The organism is Pseudomonadota bacterium (genome assembly GCA_039818985.1).
Lineage (GTDB): Bacteria > Pseudomonadota > Alphaproteobacteria > Sphingomonadales > Sphingomonadaceae > Alterisphingorhabdus.
The window spans coordinates 2,323,833-2,340,956 of the sequence record JBCBSU010000001.1 but is presented as its reverse complement, the minus strand read 5'-3'; the positions used below and the strand labels follow the sequence as shown (position 1 = coordinate 2,340,956).

Below are 17,124 nucleotides of genomic sequence, written 5' to 3'. Positions count from 1 at the left end.
ACATGACAGGCAATGATCATGTCCGTTGCGCCAATGGTCCGATTGACCCGGAGGCCGAGCATCGCGCAGTGCGTCAGAAGATCGCAGGTGAGGGTGCAATGGCCAGCTTTACCGGTATAGCGCGGCCGCATAGCGATGATGCGATGGCAGCAGAGATTACCCTATTACGGCTGCAGCATTATCCCGGCTTTACCGAGCAGAGTATCGCTGACGGCATAGAGCAGGCGCGGGCGCGCTGGCCGCTGGGACACTGCCATATTGTCCATCGCATTGGTGATATGGTGCCGGGCGATCCCATTGTCTTTGTCGCAGCCACGGCACGCCATCGGCGCGCTGCCTTTGCCGCAGCCGATTTCCTGATGGACTGGCTGAAGACCGAGGCCGCTTTCTGGAAATGCGAGATCACCCGTGCCGGCAAGAAATGGATAGCGCCGCGCGATCAGGATTATCGTGACCGCGAGCGCTGGGAGGAAGGTCAGAATGGCTGACAAGATGACGCATTTCGATAGCAAGGGCCGGGCGCATATGGTCGATGTCGGCGACAAGCCGGTGACCCGGCGGCGCGCCGTCGCCGCCGGACATATCACCATGTCGGCAACAGCGCTGGAGCAGGTGATGTCAGGCAAGGCCGGCAAGGGCGATGTGCTGGGCACAGCGCAGCTGGCGGGCATCATGGCGACAAAGCGCACCGCCGAGCTGATCCCCTTATGCCATATATTGCCGCTCAGCGCGGTAAGGCTGACACTCGAATGCGATCACGAAAAATCCTGTGTGGCGGTGCGTGCCGAGGTCGAGACCCGGGCGCAAACCGGAGTCGAGATGGAGGCGCTGACCGCAGTCAGCATTGCCTGCCTCACCGTCTATGACATGATCAAGGCCATCGACCGGACCATGGTGATGGGCGATATCCGGCTGGTGGAGAAATCGGGCGGACAGTCGGGTGACTGGTCAGCCGGCTAGCCCCCGTAATTGGGTGGGAATAGCTTAGGGCACAATGCCGATCCCGCTTTCCAGACCCAGCGTATCGAAGTCTGCCGATGCGGCGGCGAGATCGGCACGGGCTGCAGCAAGGTTGAACTCTGCCTGCAAGCGGCGAATGCTGGCATTGGCGGCGGCTTCCTCACGCAGGTTTACCAGGAAAAAGTCACTGGCGCCGGCCAGGAACAGGCGGCGCTCACCGGCAGCCATTGTCTCGGCGGCCTGTTCTTCATCGCGGGCGATTTGCAGCAGATTTTCCGCTGCGCGCAGATCGATGATGATGTCGTTTATAGTGTTTTCGACCTGCTCCTCGACCTGTTGTCGGGCACGGCGCACCGCCTGCATTTGCGCCTGGGTCGCGGCGATGCGGCCGCGCGCCTCACGGCGTTGCAACGGCACCGAAAAGCGCAGGCCGACAATGGTCTCAAACCCGTCGCGCGAGGCACCGCCGGCACCCAGCGCGCCGAAGTCGTTGGAAACCTCGCCGAACACATCGAGCTTGGGCCGCAACAGGTTTTCGTCGAGTTGCAATTGCAACCGTGCCTGTTCGAGACGGGTTTCGACAATCTGGATGTCGGGACGGCGGGCCAGCACATCCTCGATGGTCTCGGTGCCGTTGCGGTCAAGCTGCGGCAACTGGTCGGGAATCGAACGCGGATCGGGTTGCAGCGGCCTGCCGTCATCGTCACGCCAGAACAGCGACAGCCGGTTTGCCGCCTGTTGCAGATTGCGCTCGGCCTGCACCAGCAAGGTCTGGCGTCGCAAGATATTCTGCCGGTTCTCTGTGAGGATGATATCTGCCTGTGCGCCCAGCGCTACCTGCCGTTCGAGGCCGGCCTGCCGATCATTGGCGAGGCTGAGCAGCTGGCGATAGATGCGCAGCTGCTGTGCCGCCGCGACCCAGCTATTATAGGCTTCGATGGCGCGCTGCTGCACCCCTATGGCGACGATATTGGTCTCGATCTTGGCCAGTTCGGCATTGAGCCGGGCATTGCGCTCGCCGAAGCGGCGTTCGTCGATCAGATTGTCGCGCAGCAGTGAATAGATGCCGCGTGCCTTGAGCTCGCCGACCTGATTGGTGAAGAAAAAGTCATTATAGACCGGGAAGCGCCCCTGCGAATTGCGATAGCCGACTTCGATCTGACCGCCATTATTCGCCAGCGGCTGTACCGCCTCGGCATTGATATATTGGCCGCCGTAAAAGCCGGTGAGATAGGAATAGCTCTCGGCGTTGAACACCAGATCGAAGGCACCCTGTGCCGCGGTGATGCGGGCATTGGCCGATTGCGCTTCGGCCAATGCTTCGAGGATTGCCGGGGCATAGCGGGCCGAGCTATCGAGCAACCGGTCGAGCGTCAGCATCTGCACCGCCGCGGGCGGGGTGCCGGCCCCTGCCTGATCACCATCGGGGATATCCAGCGCAGACCGGGCCTGATCTTCAGGACCGTCACTAGGCGCGGTACGCTCAAGCGGAGCGATGACCTGCGCCGCAGCCGGATTCGCGGTGCCGGGCAACAGCGCGATAAAAGCTGTCGTGGAGAATATGGAAAGCGTTGTTCGCAAGCGGTCTGGCTTACGGGACATTGGCTCCGCCTCCGGGCGAGTCATCGGTAACAGGCTGCAGCGGGAAGTCGTTGAGCTGGCGCCACAGTTCAAAACCAACGGTGACTTCCTGCATCAGGACCCAGCCGCGCACTGTCGCGCCGAGGCGGACAAAGGGTTCTTTCGGCCAGGGTTCCTTGTCCGGATGCTCCACCACCAATACCCGGAACAGGCCATTGGGGGAGCTGGCAAGATCGATAGACTGCACCTGGCCATCGAAGAAACCGAGTGCAACCGAGGGCCAGCCGGAAAACTGGATTGCCGGCCATCCCTCAAATTCCAGTCGCACCGGGCGTCCCGGCTGGATCAGCGGCACGTCACGGCCATCGATATAAAGCTCGACAACGCGCTCGGCCTCTATCGGGGCAAAGGTTGCCAGCACATCGCCCTGGCTGACCAGTGTTGCATTGTCGCCGCCACGAATGCGCTGGATCAAGCCGTCGCGCGGTGCGCGTACCAGCTGCACCGACTGGCGGCTGAGATTGATGTCGATGCGCTGGCGCTCGGCCAGCGCTTCGGCCAGTGTCGCTTCCATCTCGGCAACCTGGATACGCGCCAGCTCATATTCGCGCCGCGCGCCCAGACCTTCCTCGAACAGCGCACGGTCGCGGGTAACGTCGAGCCGGGCGGTGGCCAGTGCGCTTTCAGCTGCAGAGATGCGAGCATTGACCTGTGCCCGCTCCGCCTGCAGCCGCTGCAGCAGCTGCGGGTCATTGTCGGTGAGCTGGACAATCGGATCGCCTTCCTTCACCGGCTGGCCATCCTGCACGAACCACTCCTCGATCCGGCCGGACACCAGGGCAGTGACATTCTGCACCCGGTCCTGCGGGTTGAGCGCGATCACCTGTCCGCTTCCCGACGCGGTCTGTACCCAGGGCACGAAGGTCACAAACAGGCCGATGAAAATCAGGCTGGTCACAACAATCCATTTGAACACCCTTTGCGGCCTCGGCATTTTCAGTGAGGACAGGGTGTGGAAGTGCCGGATATGATCCTTGTAAGAGCTCATCTCTCTACCCCAAGGCTGGTTCGGTTCTTTGTTTTGGTCGCTTTGCACAAAGCGGCCAGTGTCTCTGCGTCATCGACAATTTTCTGTTCGTCACGACCGACCCACAGATACTGGCTGTCGGGACGACCAGTATTGCGTCCGGTAAAGTGAATGGTTGTTGTACCATCCTTGGCAAGGTCACAGCCAATAGTGTGGAGTATCTCCGGATCGATCATGTCGAACAAGGATGTCAGGATCAGTATTCGCGGCTGACGCATCATCGCGCCGGCCAGCTTCAGTGCCATGGCCTCGCCCAGTGACAGCGGCCAGCCGGTGGTCGATAACGGCGTATCCATGCCCTTGGGCAGCCCCGCAATGCGTTCGGTCAACCCGACCTTGTCGATAACCTCCAGCGCGCCCGAGGACGACAGGGCGGGATTGGAAAGCTGGAGATATTCGCGCACCGTCATATCCACCATGGTGGGCCGGTCGAGGACCACGACATCGGAGCGCAGCTTGAAGCTGTCGATGTTGAGAATGTCGTGACCGCCCACGGTGATCATGCCACGTTTCGGACGGATATGGCGCTTCAGCGCATGGGTGAAGAAGCGCTGGGTTTCATGGTCTTCGGCCAGGGCACGTAAATGCGAGCCTCCGGGAATGCAGATGTTGAATTCGGTGGTGCCGCCGCGATCCGATGAAAACATGGTCTCGCGGAATTGCAGCATGCCGCTTTCCGGCTCATCGTGCGAGGTCGGTTTGTCGTCTTCCTGCTCGATATGGAAGATCAGGCCGATTTCCTCCGCCGCCGCGACCAGGTCATAGGTGATGTCGAGATAGGCGCCGAGCTGGCCAAGGCCGAAAAAGGCCGCCGACAGGATCAGTTCTGCCGCCACCAACTGGCCGATCGACAGCTGCTGCTGGATTACCAGCCAGCCACCCAGTGCCAGCAGCCCGGCGCTGGAAAAGGCATAGAGCAACAGGAAGCTCACCGTCTGGGAGAAGCTGAAGAAAAAGTGGCGCTTGCGCTGTGCCATATAATTGGCGGTGACCACTTCGGAGCGGTCCATGGCATAATCAACATGGCGCTGCGATTTGTAGAAGCCGTTGGAGATGCCGACATTTTCCAGCCAGTGCGCTGCCTCATATTTGGCATGGCTAAGCGCAATACCGCTGCGGATGGCACCGCGGGTCCAGATCAGCAGGATGAGAAAGGCAAAGAAGATCACCAGGCCGTTAAACGCGAGGAAGAACGGATGGTAGAAGGAGGTGACGGCAAATCCGACCGCCGATTGCAGGATGATGGTGAACGCCCCGACGAGCAATGACGGCACCGCCTTTTGCACCGTAACCACGTCGAAATAGCGGTTGAACAGGTCCTCGCGCTTGGCGTCCTGGAAGAACGGATCGCAGGCATAGATGGCGCGGGTTGTGATTTCTGCCACCAGCCGGGCATAGAAGCGACGGATGAACATCTCCATCACATGCACGCGCAGCGCACTGAGCAGCACCGCGATCAGCAACAGCACCAGCAGCGCCATGGACAGCGTCACCAATGGTGTCACCAATGCGGTGTTGGCGACCGAATTGATCAGCATCTGCACCGAGATCGGCGTCGCCAGCGACAATATGCTGACGCCAATGCCGTAAATCAGCGCAATGGTGATAAAGGGACGTTCAGGCGACAGCAGCTTGAACATCCAGCGCAGCGCCTCGCGCGCGCCTATTTCATGCTTTCCATCCGAAGCCATGTCACTCCACTCCCCGATGCGCAAACGCAGTCACGAATAAGGTTATCTCATTATTGCGGTGATGACGCACTAGCTAATAAAAATTTGATAGATGGCAATGCGATATATAGCGGTATTTTGATAGTTTCTGTCTATCATAATCCGCATCATATGGCTCCTGTCGCCAGCCGTTGCAGCGCCTGCTCGCGAATATATTCTGCCATCCAGCGATAGGTTTCTTCATAGGCTGCGCCGCGTCGCCACGCCATACCGATGCTGCGGCTCGCCTGCCAGTCCTCGACCTGCAGCCGCTTGACCATATCGACCCCGCCAACCTCCGAGCTGAGATAGAAATCGGGCAGAAGCGAGATGCCGAGCCCGGAACCTACCATCTGGCGCAGGCTGTCAAGGCTGGTGCCCTCATAATCACGCAGGATTTCAGCGCCCAGCTCATCGGCAATTCTCTTGGTCTGGATATGATAATGGTGTTTCGGGTCGAGGCTGAGAAAGCCGGTGCCGGCAAAATCATTGCGCTCGAGATGATCCTTCTTCGCCAGCCTGTGATCGGGTGGTGCGACAATATAGAGCGGCTCATGAAATAGCGGTTCGATCTCCAATGCGCTATTGTCGATCGGCAGTGGGGCGAGCAGGATATCGATACTGCCGCTGGCCAGTTCCTGTACCTGCTCCACCGGAATGCCCTCGCGAATATAGAGCCGCAAATTGGGCGCGAGCTGATGCAGCTGGCGCACGATATTGGGCATGAAATAGGGACCGATTGTCGGACTGACGCCGAAGCGCAGCGTCCCCGCGCGGCCATCACTGGCCTTGGTCGCGATATCCCTGAGATCACGAACCTCAACCAATATATTGCGCGCTTTGCTGGCAATTTCGCGGCCAATCGGTGTCAGTTCGGCACCACGACTCTCGCGTTCGACCAGCTTGACACCCAGACGCTGTTCGAGCGTTCTGATCTGTTGGCTGAGCGTCGGCTGGGAAACATGCACGCGATCGGCAGCACGGCCAAAATGACCGAGATCTGCGATGGCGATGAGATATTCAAGCTGGCGGAGTGTTGGCATCAAGTTACTATAGTTTCGATCAATTAAATTACCAGCACCAGTTTCCGCAGCGCGATATATGGCAGTGGACATTCTTTGCAGACATGGCGACATGGCGCGTGGATAATTTTCGTTCCCCGCCGCGATGCTGTGCCTTGTCATGCCCGGGAACGGCTGGAAATCTGTATTTCCCGGCGAGATGCATCAGGACTTTCGGTCACCGATGCTGGTTTCGCGGACAACAGATTAGCATTATGGCATGGACCGAACCGGCCACTGAGATGCCTATAGATTCATTCTATCATGCGGTACCGTTTCAAGTGATTGGATTTGCAGTCACCCGGCGTCTATTTAAATCTCAGCAAGCAGATGCAACCTGGCCCCTACAGGTGAAGTAATAATCAAGCATAGCTTGCTTTATACGGTGAGGAGTATTGCAAATGGCAAGTTATCTCGCAGTTCTCAGGGCAAGATTGGGCCGGATCAACCGGTTGATCGCCAGTTACAAGGCAGCTGGCCGTCCCGGTAACTCGCAGGACCTCTACCATGCCCGCAAGCGTCTCATTGATCGTATAAATCTCCTTGAATCCGGCCTGTCCCACCGGGCCGAAAATGTCGGCTGATGTCGGCACTTAAGTGACCGGCGCGGTCCTGTCTTGAGCACTCCCCCTAGGCTCACCTCTCATGATGACAGACCGCGCCGGCCTTTCTTTCTCTGATCCTGCATAATCCCCTGTCGCGCGCGATGTTTTGGCAGCTGCAATAGTGGCGGTGCCCCATATCTGTTCCTATATGCGCTGCATGCAGCATGATGCACATCCACAACGGGTGACGGTCTGGTATGACGGGGCATGCCCGTTATGCGTACGCGAGATCGCGGCGATGCGTCGGCTTGATCGTGGTGCCGCGATCGCCTTTGTCGACATCTCCAACCGCGATGACCCTGTCGCCTGTCCGTTGTCGCGCGATGCGCTGCTGGCGCGGTTCCACGCGCGTGACCGTGACGGGCAAATACATTCGGGCGCTGCGGCGTTTGCGGTGATGTGGCGCACCATTCCGCTGTTGAAGCCATTGGGTCATGCAGCACGCATTCCGCTGGTGCTGGCGGCGCTGGAATGGCTGTATTGCCGCTTCCTCAATGTACGACCATGGCTGCAAAAAGCCCTCAAAGCGCGATAGGCTGCTTTATTTCTTCAGAATGAAATCTTTGAGAAACGATAGTGCAAGCCCAACTATGCCAATAAACATCCCTGCGGCAACACCACCCTCATCCCATAGAAGATACGCGCCAACCAGAATGACTCCCAGAAAAGCCGCATAGAGTAGCCATGGTTTGGTCGTGCTAGCTGCTTTGCGCAGCCTTTTGGGCTTGAGCGGTGCTTTCTCGCACTCTTCGGGAAAGCACTTGCAGATTGCCTCATAGAACGCGGCAGTGCGTTCTTCTGAGAGACTTTCACCTCTTTCCAATGCGGCAAGCATGCCTTCGTCAATCGTATAGTCTGTGGCAGAAAGATAGGGTGCCAGCCTGTTGAGCAATTCCGGGCGCGACAGATTGAGCCGCTTCCTCAGCTTTTCGATATCCAGGTTCATACCGAGATTACCGGTTTGGCCAAGGCCTCCTGCTCAGCGCGATAAGCGCATCCCAGCAGCGGGATATCCGGGTTTTGCAACAGTACAACCGGTACATGATCAACGCGCGAACGGTGTTCTCTCCGCTTGGGATAGAAAGTTTTGAAGCGTGATGTAAGCAACCCCTTGCTCAAATCCCGCACAACGCCTCCCCACAGATAGACGGTATCGTTACAGTTGAATGTCAGAACGCTGTTGCCGCAGAAATTTGCGAGTATTTCCGCAAAGACCTCAACGGCATCGCTTGCGGCCTGATCCGAGCCGGTTTTGGCTCTTTCCATCACGCTTTTTGCATCGGCGTCCCAATCGGTCGGCTTTTCGAAACTGTGCTTCAGATAATGATTGTAAAGATCGACCAAGCCGCGCTTCGAGAGAAACTGCTCATATGATTTGATTTCGCCATATTCGCCGTTCGGGTATAGCAGGCGGAACTGGTCAGGGGACTCAGCGGCGAAAGTATGATGCCCTCCCTCCGAAGTCAGGATTATCGGGGACGGCAATTGACTCGGGGAGTTGATGATCGAGGCGATCCCCAATCCTTCTCCCGGGCCACATATCAACGAACGACTTTCGCGGTTTGAGCGGCTCCGTTCATTCGGGTGATACCGGCCATGGACAGAGAGATAGTCTTCTTCGGTGATCCCGATACGCTCCAGCTTGATAACCCCATAGCCGAGAGCAGCAAAGTCGTTGATCAAAACGCATTGGGCTTCGGGAAAGCCATGGTCAGAAACGTGTTTCTCGATTTCGGCTTCGCTGATCGTCCAGCCTTCATTGTTGGTAATCTTGACCATGCCACTGTCAATGGGCCCAGCCGCACCAATAACAATCCGGGTGATCTTCTTTTCCCCGAAATAGCCTTTAACCTCTGAGAGATATTGATCCATCATCAGATAGATATGGGGAAATGCGGTATTTTCGAATTGCCGCTTATGCTCGAGCTTTTCTTTATCGGGATCGAAAATGCCCCAGGCACCGATACTTCCACCGAGATCGCAGCAAAGGAACATTGCGTTTTCCCCCGTCAATTCCGGATATGATAGATAGTTGCTGGAGTGATATTTCGATTTTTCCAAATCATAACCGCAATCCAGCCAATCCATAATTGATGTTTGATAGGATGGCAATGTGCCTAAGGGGTGACCCCCAAACTGGCCTGCGTCACTGCAAGGCATTGAAATAAAAATATTTCAACTTCTGCCATTTGTAAAAAAAATTCCACAAAACCCGGCCAGTATATCATAAATATGTCGGATGTACCGAACCGACTCGATGCCGTAACAATCGATTGCGGCCTGTAAACTCCCTGATCGTGGGACGCTCTGCCGGTAAAGGGGAAGACAATGCGATGGATGATTGGGCTTGTTGTCACAGCGGCCGCCATGCTCTCGGCATGTGCGGACGAACAATCGGGGGAGATGCCGGTTCCCGAGGTCACGGTGCAGCAGCCCGAAACACGCAAGATTGTCGACTGGGACGAGTATACCGGCCAGTTCGAGGCGGTTGAAGCGGTTGAAGTACGCGCCCGCGTGTCGGGCTATCTGCAGAAAATCTATTTTCGCGAAGGTGCCATTGTCCGCAAGGGTGACCTGCTGGTGCAAATCGACTCACGCCCGTTCGAGGCGGCGCTGGCAGAAGCGCGTGCAGCCTATGAAGGCGCGATAACCCGGCGCGACCTCGCCAAGGCCGATCTGAGACGCGGGGAGATATTGCTGGCGGAGCAGGCCATCAGCCAGGAAGAGTTCGACACCCGCCAGCAGGCGCAGAAAGAGGCGCTGACAAGCGTTGCCGCGGCAAAGGCTGCGGTGCGTCAGGCCGAACTCGACCTGAGCTTCACCCGGGTGCGCGCGCCGGTGACCGGCCGCGTCGGCAGCCGTGAGATTACCGTCGGCAACCTTGTCTCGGGTGGTGGTCCGACCTCGACCTTGCTCACCACGATTTTCTCGGTGAGCCCGATCTATTTCTCGTTCACCGCCAATGAGTCCGCCTATCTCAAATATGTCCGGCAAAATTCGCAGGGGTCGCGGCCTTCATCACGCGATGTCGCCAATCCGGTGCGCCTCAAGCTGCAGGACGAGGACGATTTTGTCCATGAAGGCCAGATGAGTTTTGTCGACAACCGTGTCGATACCAATAGCGGCACGGTCGAGGGTCGTGCCATTTTTGACAATGCCGATGGACTGTTCATCCCCGGCATGTTTGGCCGACTGCAACTGCTTGGTTCGGGCGAATATGAGGCGATATTGATACCCGATGCGGCGATCCTGTCGGACCAGTCGAACAAGATCGTGATGACGGTCAACAAGGATAACATCGTCGAGCCGCGACCGGTTGAACTGGGATCATTGCAGGAAGGCAATATGCGTGTCATCCGCGGCGGTCTGGGCAAGGATGAGCGGGTTATTGTCGGTGGGTTGATGCGCGCCCGTCCGGGTAGCGAAGTGGTACCGAAACCGCCTGCCGATGCGCTGCCCGGAAAAGCCGGGCCGGACGCCAAAAAGCCGACGGCCCAAAAAGCGGGCAAGCCAGCTGATGCAAAGGCAGATGCGGACACGGCATCGTGAATTTTCCGCACTTCTTCATCGAGCGACCGATCTTCGCCGCGGTCCTGTCGATCCTGATCGTACTGGTCGGCTCGATCACCTATTTCAACCTGCCGGTGGCGCAATATCCCGAAATCGCGCCGCCGACGATCACCGTTACCGCGACCTATCCCGGTGCCGGTGCCGAAGTTGTGGCCGACACCGTGGCGACGCCGATCGAGCAGGAGCTGAACGGCGTCGAGAATATGCTCTATCTCTCGAGCCAGGCGACCGATGACGGGCGGTTGACGATCACCGTCACCTTTGCGCTGGGCACCGATCTCGATGCGGCGCAGGTGCTGGTGCAGAACCGGGTCAGTATCGCCGAGCCGCGCCTGCCCGAGCCGGTGCGGCGACTGGGTGTGATCACCCAGAAAAGCTCGCCCGACCTGCTGACTGTGGTGCATCTCTATTCGCCCGATGAAAGCCGCAGCCAGCTTTATATTTCCAACTATGCGCTGCTACAGATCCGCGACACGCTGGCGCGGCTTGATGGCGTCGGCTCGATCACCATCTTCGGTGCGCGCGAATATTCGATGCGGATATGGCTCGACCCCGACAAGATGTCCGGCCTGCGGATCACCGCCAGCGATGTCGTTGCCGCATTGCGCGCCGAGAATGTCCAGGTCGCCTCGGGCATTTTGGGGCAGCCGCCGCTGGCGGTGGATACCGCCAACCAGATAAGCGTGCGCACGCTCGGGCGGCTTCAGGAACCCGAGGAATTCGAAAACATCGTGGTCAAGACCGAGGCCGATGGCAGTGTCACCCGGGTGCGCGACATTGCCCGGGTCGAGCTGGGCGCGCAGGATTATTCGACCAATGCCTATCTCGATGACAGCCCCGCTGTCGCCATCGGCATATTCCAGCGCCCCGGCTCCAACGCCATCGAGACGGCCAGGAATATCGAGGAAACCATCGAGACGCTGAGCGAGGATTTCCCGGATGGTCTCGCCTATGACATTATCTACAACCCGACCGAGTTTATCGCGGAATCGGTCAATGAGGTTTACAAGACGATCTTCGAGGCGGTGATCCTGGTGACGATTGTCGTTTTCGTCTTCCTGCAAAGCTGGCGCGCGGCGCTGATCCCGATTGTCGCCATACCGGTGTCGCTGATTGGCACCTTTGCCATCATGGGCGCGCTCGGTTTCTCGCTCAACAATCTCAGCCTGTTCGGCCTGGTGCTGGCCATCGGGATTGTTGTCGATGACGCCATTGTCGTCGTCGAGAATGTCGAGCGTGAACTGGGCAATGGCAAAACGCCGAAAGAGGCATCGCATGTCACCATGGACGAGGTCGGCGGCGCGCTGGTCGCGATTGCGCTAGTGCTGTCAGCGGTGTTTGTGCCCACGGCTTTCATCACCGGCATATCGGGGCAATTCTACCAGCAATTCGCGCTGACCATCGCCACCGCGACGATCATCTCCGCGTTCAACTCGCTGACGCTGTCGCCGGCGCTTGCGGCGATCCTGCTCAAGCCCGAAGGTCATGAGGAAGGCGGAGCGAAAAACCGTTTTCAGGCGATGCTTGATCGCTTCTTCGCCTGGTTCAACCGCAGCTTCGACCGGCTGGCGGAGAGCTATGGCAATATTACCGCCAAGCTGATCCGCATGACCGGCGCGGTGCTGATCGTCTATGCGCTGTTGCTGGGGGCCACGGCATGGCGCTTCAACGAAACCCCGACCGGCTTCATCCCCGAACAGGATCAGGGCTATCTGATCGTTGCCATCCAGTTGCCGCCGGGCAGTTCGCTGTCGCGCACCGACAATGTGCTGCGCCGTGCCACCGATATGATCCTTGAGACACCGGGCTTCACCAATACCGCCGGCTTTGCGGGGTTCAGCGGTGCGACCTTCACCAACGCCCCCAATGCCGGGGCGATCTTCGCGGTGATGGACGAGTTTGATGAGCGCGACGGTGCGCTGGAATTGCTGGCCCAGCTCAACCAGAAGCTGCAATCGATCGACGAGGCGTTCATCATCGTGATCGCCCCGCCGGCGGTGCGCGGTATCGGCAATGCCGGCGGTGTGCGGATGATGGTGCAGGATCGCAGCGGTCAGGGTGTACGCGAGCTCAACAATGCGACGCAGCAGCTGATCGCCGCCGCCAATCAGGATCCGCGCCTGGTCAACGTCTTCACTTCCTATGAAACCGCGACGCCGCAGCTTTATCTCGATATCGACAGGGTCAAGGCGCAGCAGCTTGGCGTGCCGATTACCGATGTGTTCAACACGCTTGAAGTGTTTCTCGGCTCGGCCTTTGTCAATGACTTCAACTATCTCGGTCGTACCTATCGGGTCAGCGCCCAGGCCGATGCGCCCTATCGCATGGCGCGCGAGGATATCTCCCGGCTGCGCGCGCGCAATGCCCGTAGCGGCGAGATGGTGCCGATAGGCAGTGTGGTGAATTATCGCGACATTACCGGTCCGTCGCGCCAGCCGCGCTATAATCTGTTCCCCGCAGCCGAGGTCGATGCCTCGGCGGCACAAGGCATCAGCTCGGGCGAAAGCATCGCTGCAATGGAAGAGGTCGCCGAACAGACCTTGCCCGACGGTTTCTCCTTCGAATGGACGGGGCTCGCCTATCAGCAGATCAGCGCCGGATCGACCGCGGCCCTGGTTTTTGTCTTTGCGGTGGTGATCGTGTTTCTGGTTCTGGCGGCACAATATGAAAGCTGGCTGCTACCGCTGGCGATCATCCTCATCGTACCGATGTGCCTGCTTTCGGCGATTGTCGGCGTCGGGCTGCGCGGCATCGACAACAATATCCTGACTCAGGTCGGGCTGGTGGTGCTGGTCGGGCTGGCGTCGAAAAACGCGATCCTGATCGTCGAATTCGCCAAGCAGCGCGAAGATGGTGGGCTTGATCGCTTCGCTGCGGCGGTAGAGGCGGCCAAGCTGCGGCTGCGGCCGATCCTGATGACCAGCTTTGCTTTCATCCTCGGTGTGGTGCCGTTGATGACAGCCAGCGGTGCCGGCTTTGAGATGCGCCAGGCTCTCGGTACTGCGGTGTTCTTCGGCATGCTCGGCGTCACCATTTTCGGCCTGTTCCTGACCCCGGCCTTTTACGTACTGTGCCGCAGCTTTGCCGCACGCGGCAAGAAGGACGATGACCAGGCAGAGCCACCCGCTGAGCCGGGTCCCGACAAACCCGCGGCGGAGCCGGCAGAATGAGCGCGCGGCGGAGGACATCGCCCCCCCGGCTGGCGATCAGCGCCGCTCTGGCGCTGCTGGTCAGCGGCTGTCTGGTCGGCCCGGACTATCGCGGGCCGCCGGGCATGGCGGAGCTCGACAGCGAAGTGTTCACCCGCGCCGCTATTGCCACTGCAACCTCGGACGAGCCGGTCGAACTGTGGTGGCAGCAGCTTGGCGATCCGCAGCTCGATGCGCTGATTGCGCGCGCCTTTGACAATAACCGCAACCTTGCCGAGGCACGCGCCAATTTGCGCGCCTCGCGCGCGGTGTTGCAGGGCAGTCAGCAGGAATTCCTGCCCGGCGGCGGGCTCAACGCTGCCTATACCCGCCAGCGCTTCTCCGAAGAGGCGCTGATCTTTGGCGGGCAGGGCGATGATTTCTCCATTCCCGATCAGGACATTTACAGCCTCGGCGCTGATACCCGCTGGGAAATTGATCTGTTCGGTCGCATCCGCCGCGGCGTTGAGGCATCGCGTGCCCGTGCCGAAGCGGCCGAGGCGGTGCGTGACGATTTGCTGGTCAGTGTTGCCGCCGAGGTGGCCAGCGCCTATGTGGCGCTGCGCGGTGCCCAGAAGCGCCTTGCCGTAGCCGAACGCAATGCCGCCAATCAGGAGGACAGTTTCAAGCTGACCGAGGTGCTGCTGCGTGGCGGCCGGGGCACCCGGCTCGATGTCGAACGGGCGCGGGCGCAGCTGGCCAATACGCTGGCGACCATACCGCCGCTCAAAGCCCAGTTTGACGTGCAGGCGCACCGGCTCGGGGTGCTCACCGGCGACGGGCCGACCGCGTTGCGCGAGACGCTCAGCGAACCGATGCCGATTCCGCGCATGCCGATACTGATCGGCGTTGGCAGTCCTGCCGATCTGTTCCGCCGCCGCCCCGATATCCGCGCCGCCGAGCGTGAACTGGCCGCGGCCACCGCCGATATCGGCATCGAGACTGCGGATTATTTCCCTACGGTGAGCCTTACCGGCAGCGGCGGTTTCCAGTCGAACACCACCGGCAATCTGTTGCAGGGCTCGGCGCTGCAATTCACTGTGGGGCCGCAACTGATCTGGAATCTGCTCGATCTCACCCGCATACGTGCCCGGGTCAAGGCTGCTGGCGCGCGCGCCGATGCCGCTGCGGCGCGCTATGAACAGACGGTGCTGCTGGCGTTTGAGGAAACCGAAAATGCGTTGACGCTGTACGGCAATGAAGTGCTGCGCCGCAAACAGCTCGGTGAGGCCAGCGAGGCGGCGCGCGAAGCGGCGCGGCTGGCGCGGCTGCGCTATGACAATGGCGTCGACGATTTTCTCGCCGTGCTCGACGCCGAACGCGTGGCGCTGGAAAATGAGGACGCCCGGGTTGTCAGCGAGATTGAGGCAACACTCCAGGAAATCGCGATCTACCGAGCGCTGGGAGGCGGCTGGCAGAGCCGCGCGCGCGACGAGGCGGCGGAAGCAACGGGGCAGGATTAAGGGCTGCAGCTGCCCGAAACCCCAAGGCCCCGAAACCCCAAGGCAACGCTATCGATCTTCCGGCGCTGAAAGAAATGGTGCCGCTTACGTGACTCGAACACGTGACCCCATCATTACGAATGATGTGCTCTACCAACTGAGCTAAAGCGGCAAACCGTTTTCCGGCGGTCATGGCGGGGCATGACAATCGGGGCGCTTCTGTGCTGGCGCCGCGCAGGCCGTTACCAGCCCATGCCGTCGGGTGCAAGCCCTGCAACACCGATCCGGGGGTGCCTCCACCCGTGTTCGTAACAGCTGTTAACCACGGATTTACTATATTGCGCCAAAAGGGGCAGGAACAGGCACGTGTGATGGGGCGATTATGGATAACCACCGCGATATTGACCGGACCGGCGATAGCGGCAGATCATATGCGGACAACGCCTTGAGCGAAGGCGACAACGACCATGGCGCCATTGATGATGAAGCCGTGGTCGACCGCAAGCATCAGTTCGGCAATGACGAGCGTCGCATGCATGTGCGCGCCTATAACCATTGGGTGATGCTGCTCGGCGACAAGTCCTATCCTGCCATTGACGATCTCGATCTCGACAATCTCGACGACTTTGCCGAAAACAGCGTGCTGCTGGATTTTACCTCGGGTATCGAAAACCCGGCCATCTCGCACATTGGTACAGCGGTTGCCGAGGCTTCGGACATCAGCGAAGACATTGCCTATGTCGCCGATATCCCCGGCCGCTCGCTGCTGTCGCGGGTCACCGACCATTATATGGAAATCATCGCCAACCAGGCACCGATCGGTTTCGAGGCCGAATTCGTCAACCAGAAAGGCGAGACCGTACTCTATCGCGGTATATTGCTGCCTTTCTCCTCCGATGATGACAGTATCGATTTTGTCTTCGGGGTGATCAACTGGAAGACGCTGGCGGATCAGGCCAGCACCGATGAACTGCTGCTCGAAGTCGAGCAAGCACTCGATGCGGGTTCGGATATTGGTTTTGATACACCGCTATGGCAAAAGGATGGCGAGAAAGCCGAAGAACCGCGCAGCGCCGATATCGCATTGCCTGAAGTCGCCTTTGGCAAGCAGCTCGCCGCACCCCAGCCTGCAGATGATCCGGTTGCGGAAAATGCACCGCTGCCGGGCCAGGTGCGGCGTGACACGGTGGCGTTTTCGGTCTCCGCTTCTGCGGACCTGTTGCACAGCGATGATCTCGACTTTGGTTTGACCGTGCCCCAGTCTGAGGCAGAGGCTGTCGATGCTGAATCCGACACAGCAACCGCACCCGAAGCCGAAGCCAATCTGCGCGACTGGTTGAGCCATGCCCGCGAACTGGCGCGCAAGGCGCAGACATCGGAAGACCGCAGCCGGACCGCCCTGTATCAGGCGGTTGGCCGCGCCTATGATGTGTCGCTGGTGGCCCGGCGTGAGCCCGAGGCGCTGGCCGAAATTCTCGACCAGGCCGGGATCGTGATGCAGGAACGGGCACCGATGACGCCGATCGTCAAGCTGGTGTTCGGCAGTGATTACGACAAGACCCGGCTCACCGAATACGCCACCGCGCTGACCCATGCACATCGCCAGCAGCTTGGTTTCGGAGAACTGCCCGACTTTCTTTCCGGCTATGAAGGCGGTCTCAAAGGCGTTGTGCGCGAGGAACGGCGGCTGCGTCGCCCCGAAACCGCACAGGTCGATCCGGCACAGAAGCTGAATAGTGCCTATAATGCGCTGCGCCAGGCTCCAGCGCTGTCGCTTGATAGTCTCGACTCGGGCGACAGCGAGTTTGCGGTGCTGGTGACGCGGCGCAATGCCGAGGGCAGGATGGAGATTGTCGCGGCCCTGGCCGATGACCGGGTCACCGATCATGTGGTGCGTAAAATCGCCGATTGACGGGGTTTG

14 protein-coding genes and 1 tRNA gene are annotated in these 17,124 nt (G+C 59.4%); 8 read left to right on the top strand and 7 right to left on the bottom strand.

Going from position 1 to position 17,124, the window contains the following annotated elements:
• Nucleotides 1-2: 2 nt before the first annotated feature.
• Entirely contained in the window at nt 3-488 is a 486-nt protein-coding gene (locus AAFX04_11120) for a molybdenum cofactor biosynthesis protein MoaE (protein MEO1045981.1), read from the top strand.
• Nucleotides 481-960 (top strand): cyclic pyranopterin monophosphate synthase MoaC, encoded by a 480-nt coding sequence (moaC, locus tag AAFX04_11115; protein MEO1045980.1) that lies wholly within the window; start codon nt 481-483, stop codon nt 958-960. The genes AAFX04_11120 and moaC overlap by 8 nt, the downstream gene beginning before the upstream one ends.
• A 24-nt stretch (nt 961-984) precedes the next feature.
• Here moaC and AAFX04_11110 read toward each other — a convergent pair whose 3' ends face one another.
• From AAFX04_11110 to AAFX04_11095, 4 genes are all read right to left on the bottom strand, one after another.
• Nucleotides 985-2,562, bottom strand: coding sequence for a TolC family protein (locus AAFX04_11110; GenBank protein MEO1045979.1), 1,578 nt, complete (start codon nt 2,560-2,562; stop codon nt 985-987).
• Nucleotides 2,552-3,589 carry a biotin/lipoyl-binding protein gene (locus AAFX04_11105; GenBank protein ID MEO1045978.1) on the bottom strand — a complete coding sequence of 346 codons (1,038 nt, stop codon included), beginning with the start codon at nt 3,587-3,589 and terminating at the stop codon, nt 2,552-2,554. The genes AAFX04_11110 and AAFX04_11105 overlap by 11 nt, the downstream gene beginning before the upstream one ends.
• Entirely contained in the window at nt 3,586-5,319 is a 1,734-nt protein-coding gene (locus AAFX04_11100; GenBank protein ID MEO1045977.1) for an ABC transporter ATP-binding protein, read from the bottom strand. The genes AAFX04_11105 and AAFX04_11100 overlap by 4 nt, the downstream gene beginning before the upstream one ends.
• A 146-nt stretch (nt 5,320-5,465) precedes the next feature.
• Nucleotides 5,466-6,380, bottom strand: coding sequence for a hydrogen peroxide-inducible genes activator (locus AAFX04_11095; GenBank protein MEO1045976.1), 915 nt, complete (start codon nt 6,378-6,380; stop codon nt 5,466-5,468).
• A 419-nt stretch (nt 6,381-6,799) separates the two neighbouring features.
• Here AAFX04_11095 and AAFX04_11090 point away from each other — a divergent pair, with 419 nt between their 5' ends.
• On the top strand, nt 6,800-6,982 hold the full coding sequence (locus AAFX04_11090; protein ID MEO1045975.1) for a hypothetical protein: 183 nt from the start codon (nt 6,800-6,802) through the stop codon (nt 6,980-6,982).
• Nucleotides 6,983-7,160: 178 nt separating this feature from the next.
• The gene (locus tag AAFX04_11085) at nt 7,161-7,538 is read left to right on the top strand and encodes a DUF393 domain-containing protein (protein ID MEO1045974.1); all 378 of its coding nucleotides are present in this window, start codon (nt 7,161-7,163) and stop codon (nt 7,536-7,538) included.
• Nucleotides 7,539-7,544: 6 nt separating this feature from the next.
• Here AAFX04_11085 and AAFX04_11080 read toward each other — a convergent pair whose 3' ends face one another.
• Nucleotides 7,545-7,949, bottom strand: a complete 405-nt coding sequence (locus AAFX04_11080; protein MEO1045973.1) for a hypothetical protein — start codon at nt 7,947-7,949, stop codon at nt 7,545-7,547.
• Nucleotides 7,946-9,091 (bottom strand): ROK family protein, encoded by a 1,146-nt coding sequence (locus AAFX04_11075; GenBank protein ID MEO1045972.1) that lies wholly within the window; start codon nt 9,089-9,091, stop codon nt 7,946-7,948. Before AAFX04_11075 ends, AAFX04_11080 begins: the two co-directional genes overlap by 4 nt.
• Before the next feature lie 240 nt (nt 9,092-9,331).
• On the opposite strand from AAFX04_11075, the gene AAFX04_11070 reads away from it, so the two are divergent.
• Genes AAFX04_11070 through AAFX04_11060 form a run of 3 tightly spaced genes read left to right on the top strand, consistent with a single transcriptional unit; the run spans nt 9,332 to nt 15,224 of the window.
• Nucleotides 9,332-10,552 carry an efflux RND transporter periplasmic adaptor subunit gene (locus tag AAFX04_11070; GenBank protein MEO1045971.1) on the top strand — a complete coding sequence of 407 codons (1,221 nt, stop codon included), beginning with the start codon at nt 9,332-9,334 and terminating at the stop codon, nt 10,550-10,552.
• The gene (locus tag AAFX04_11065; GenBank protein ID MEO1045970.1) at nt 10,549-13,743 is read left to right on the top strand and encodes a multidrug efflux RND transporter permease subunit; all 3,195 of its coding nucleotides are present in this window, start codon (nt 10,549-10,551) and stop codon (nt 13,741-13,743) included. The genes AAFX04_11070 and AAFX04_11065 overlap by 4 nt, the downstream gene beginning before the upstream one ends.
• Nucleotides 13,740-15,224, top strand: coding sequence for an efflux transporter outer membrane subunit (locus AAFX04_11060; GenBank protein ID MEO1045969.1), 1,485 nt, complete (start codon nt 13,740-13,742; stop codon nt 15,222-15,224). The genes AAFX04_11065 and AAFX04_11060 overlap by 4 nt, the downstream gene beginning before the upstream one ends.
• 75 nt (nt 15,225-15,299) lie before the next feature.
• On the opposite strand, the gene AAFX04_11055 is transcribed toward AAFX04_11060, so the two are convergent.
• Nucleotides 15,300-15,375: transfer RNA gene (locus AAFX04_11055), tRNA-Thr, on the bottom strand.
• A 273-nt stretch (nt 15,376-15,648) separates the two neighbouring features.
• Here AAFX04_11055 and AAFX04_11050 point away from each other — a divergent pair.
• Nucleotides 15,649-17,115 (top strand): hypothetical protein, encoded by a 1,467-nt coding sequence (locus AAFX04_11050; protein MEO1045968.1) that lies wholly within the window; start codon nt 15,649-15,651, stop codon nt 17,113-17,115.
• Nucleotides 17,116-17,124: the final 9 nt, after the last annotated feature.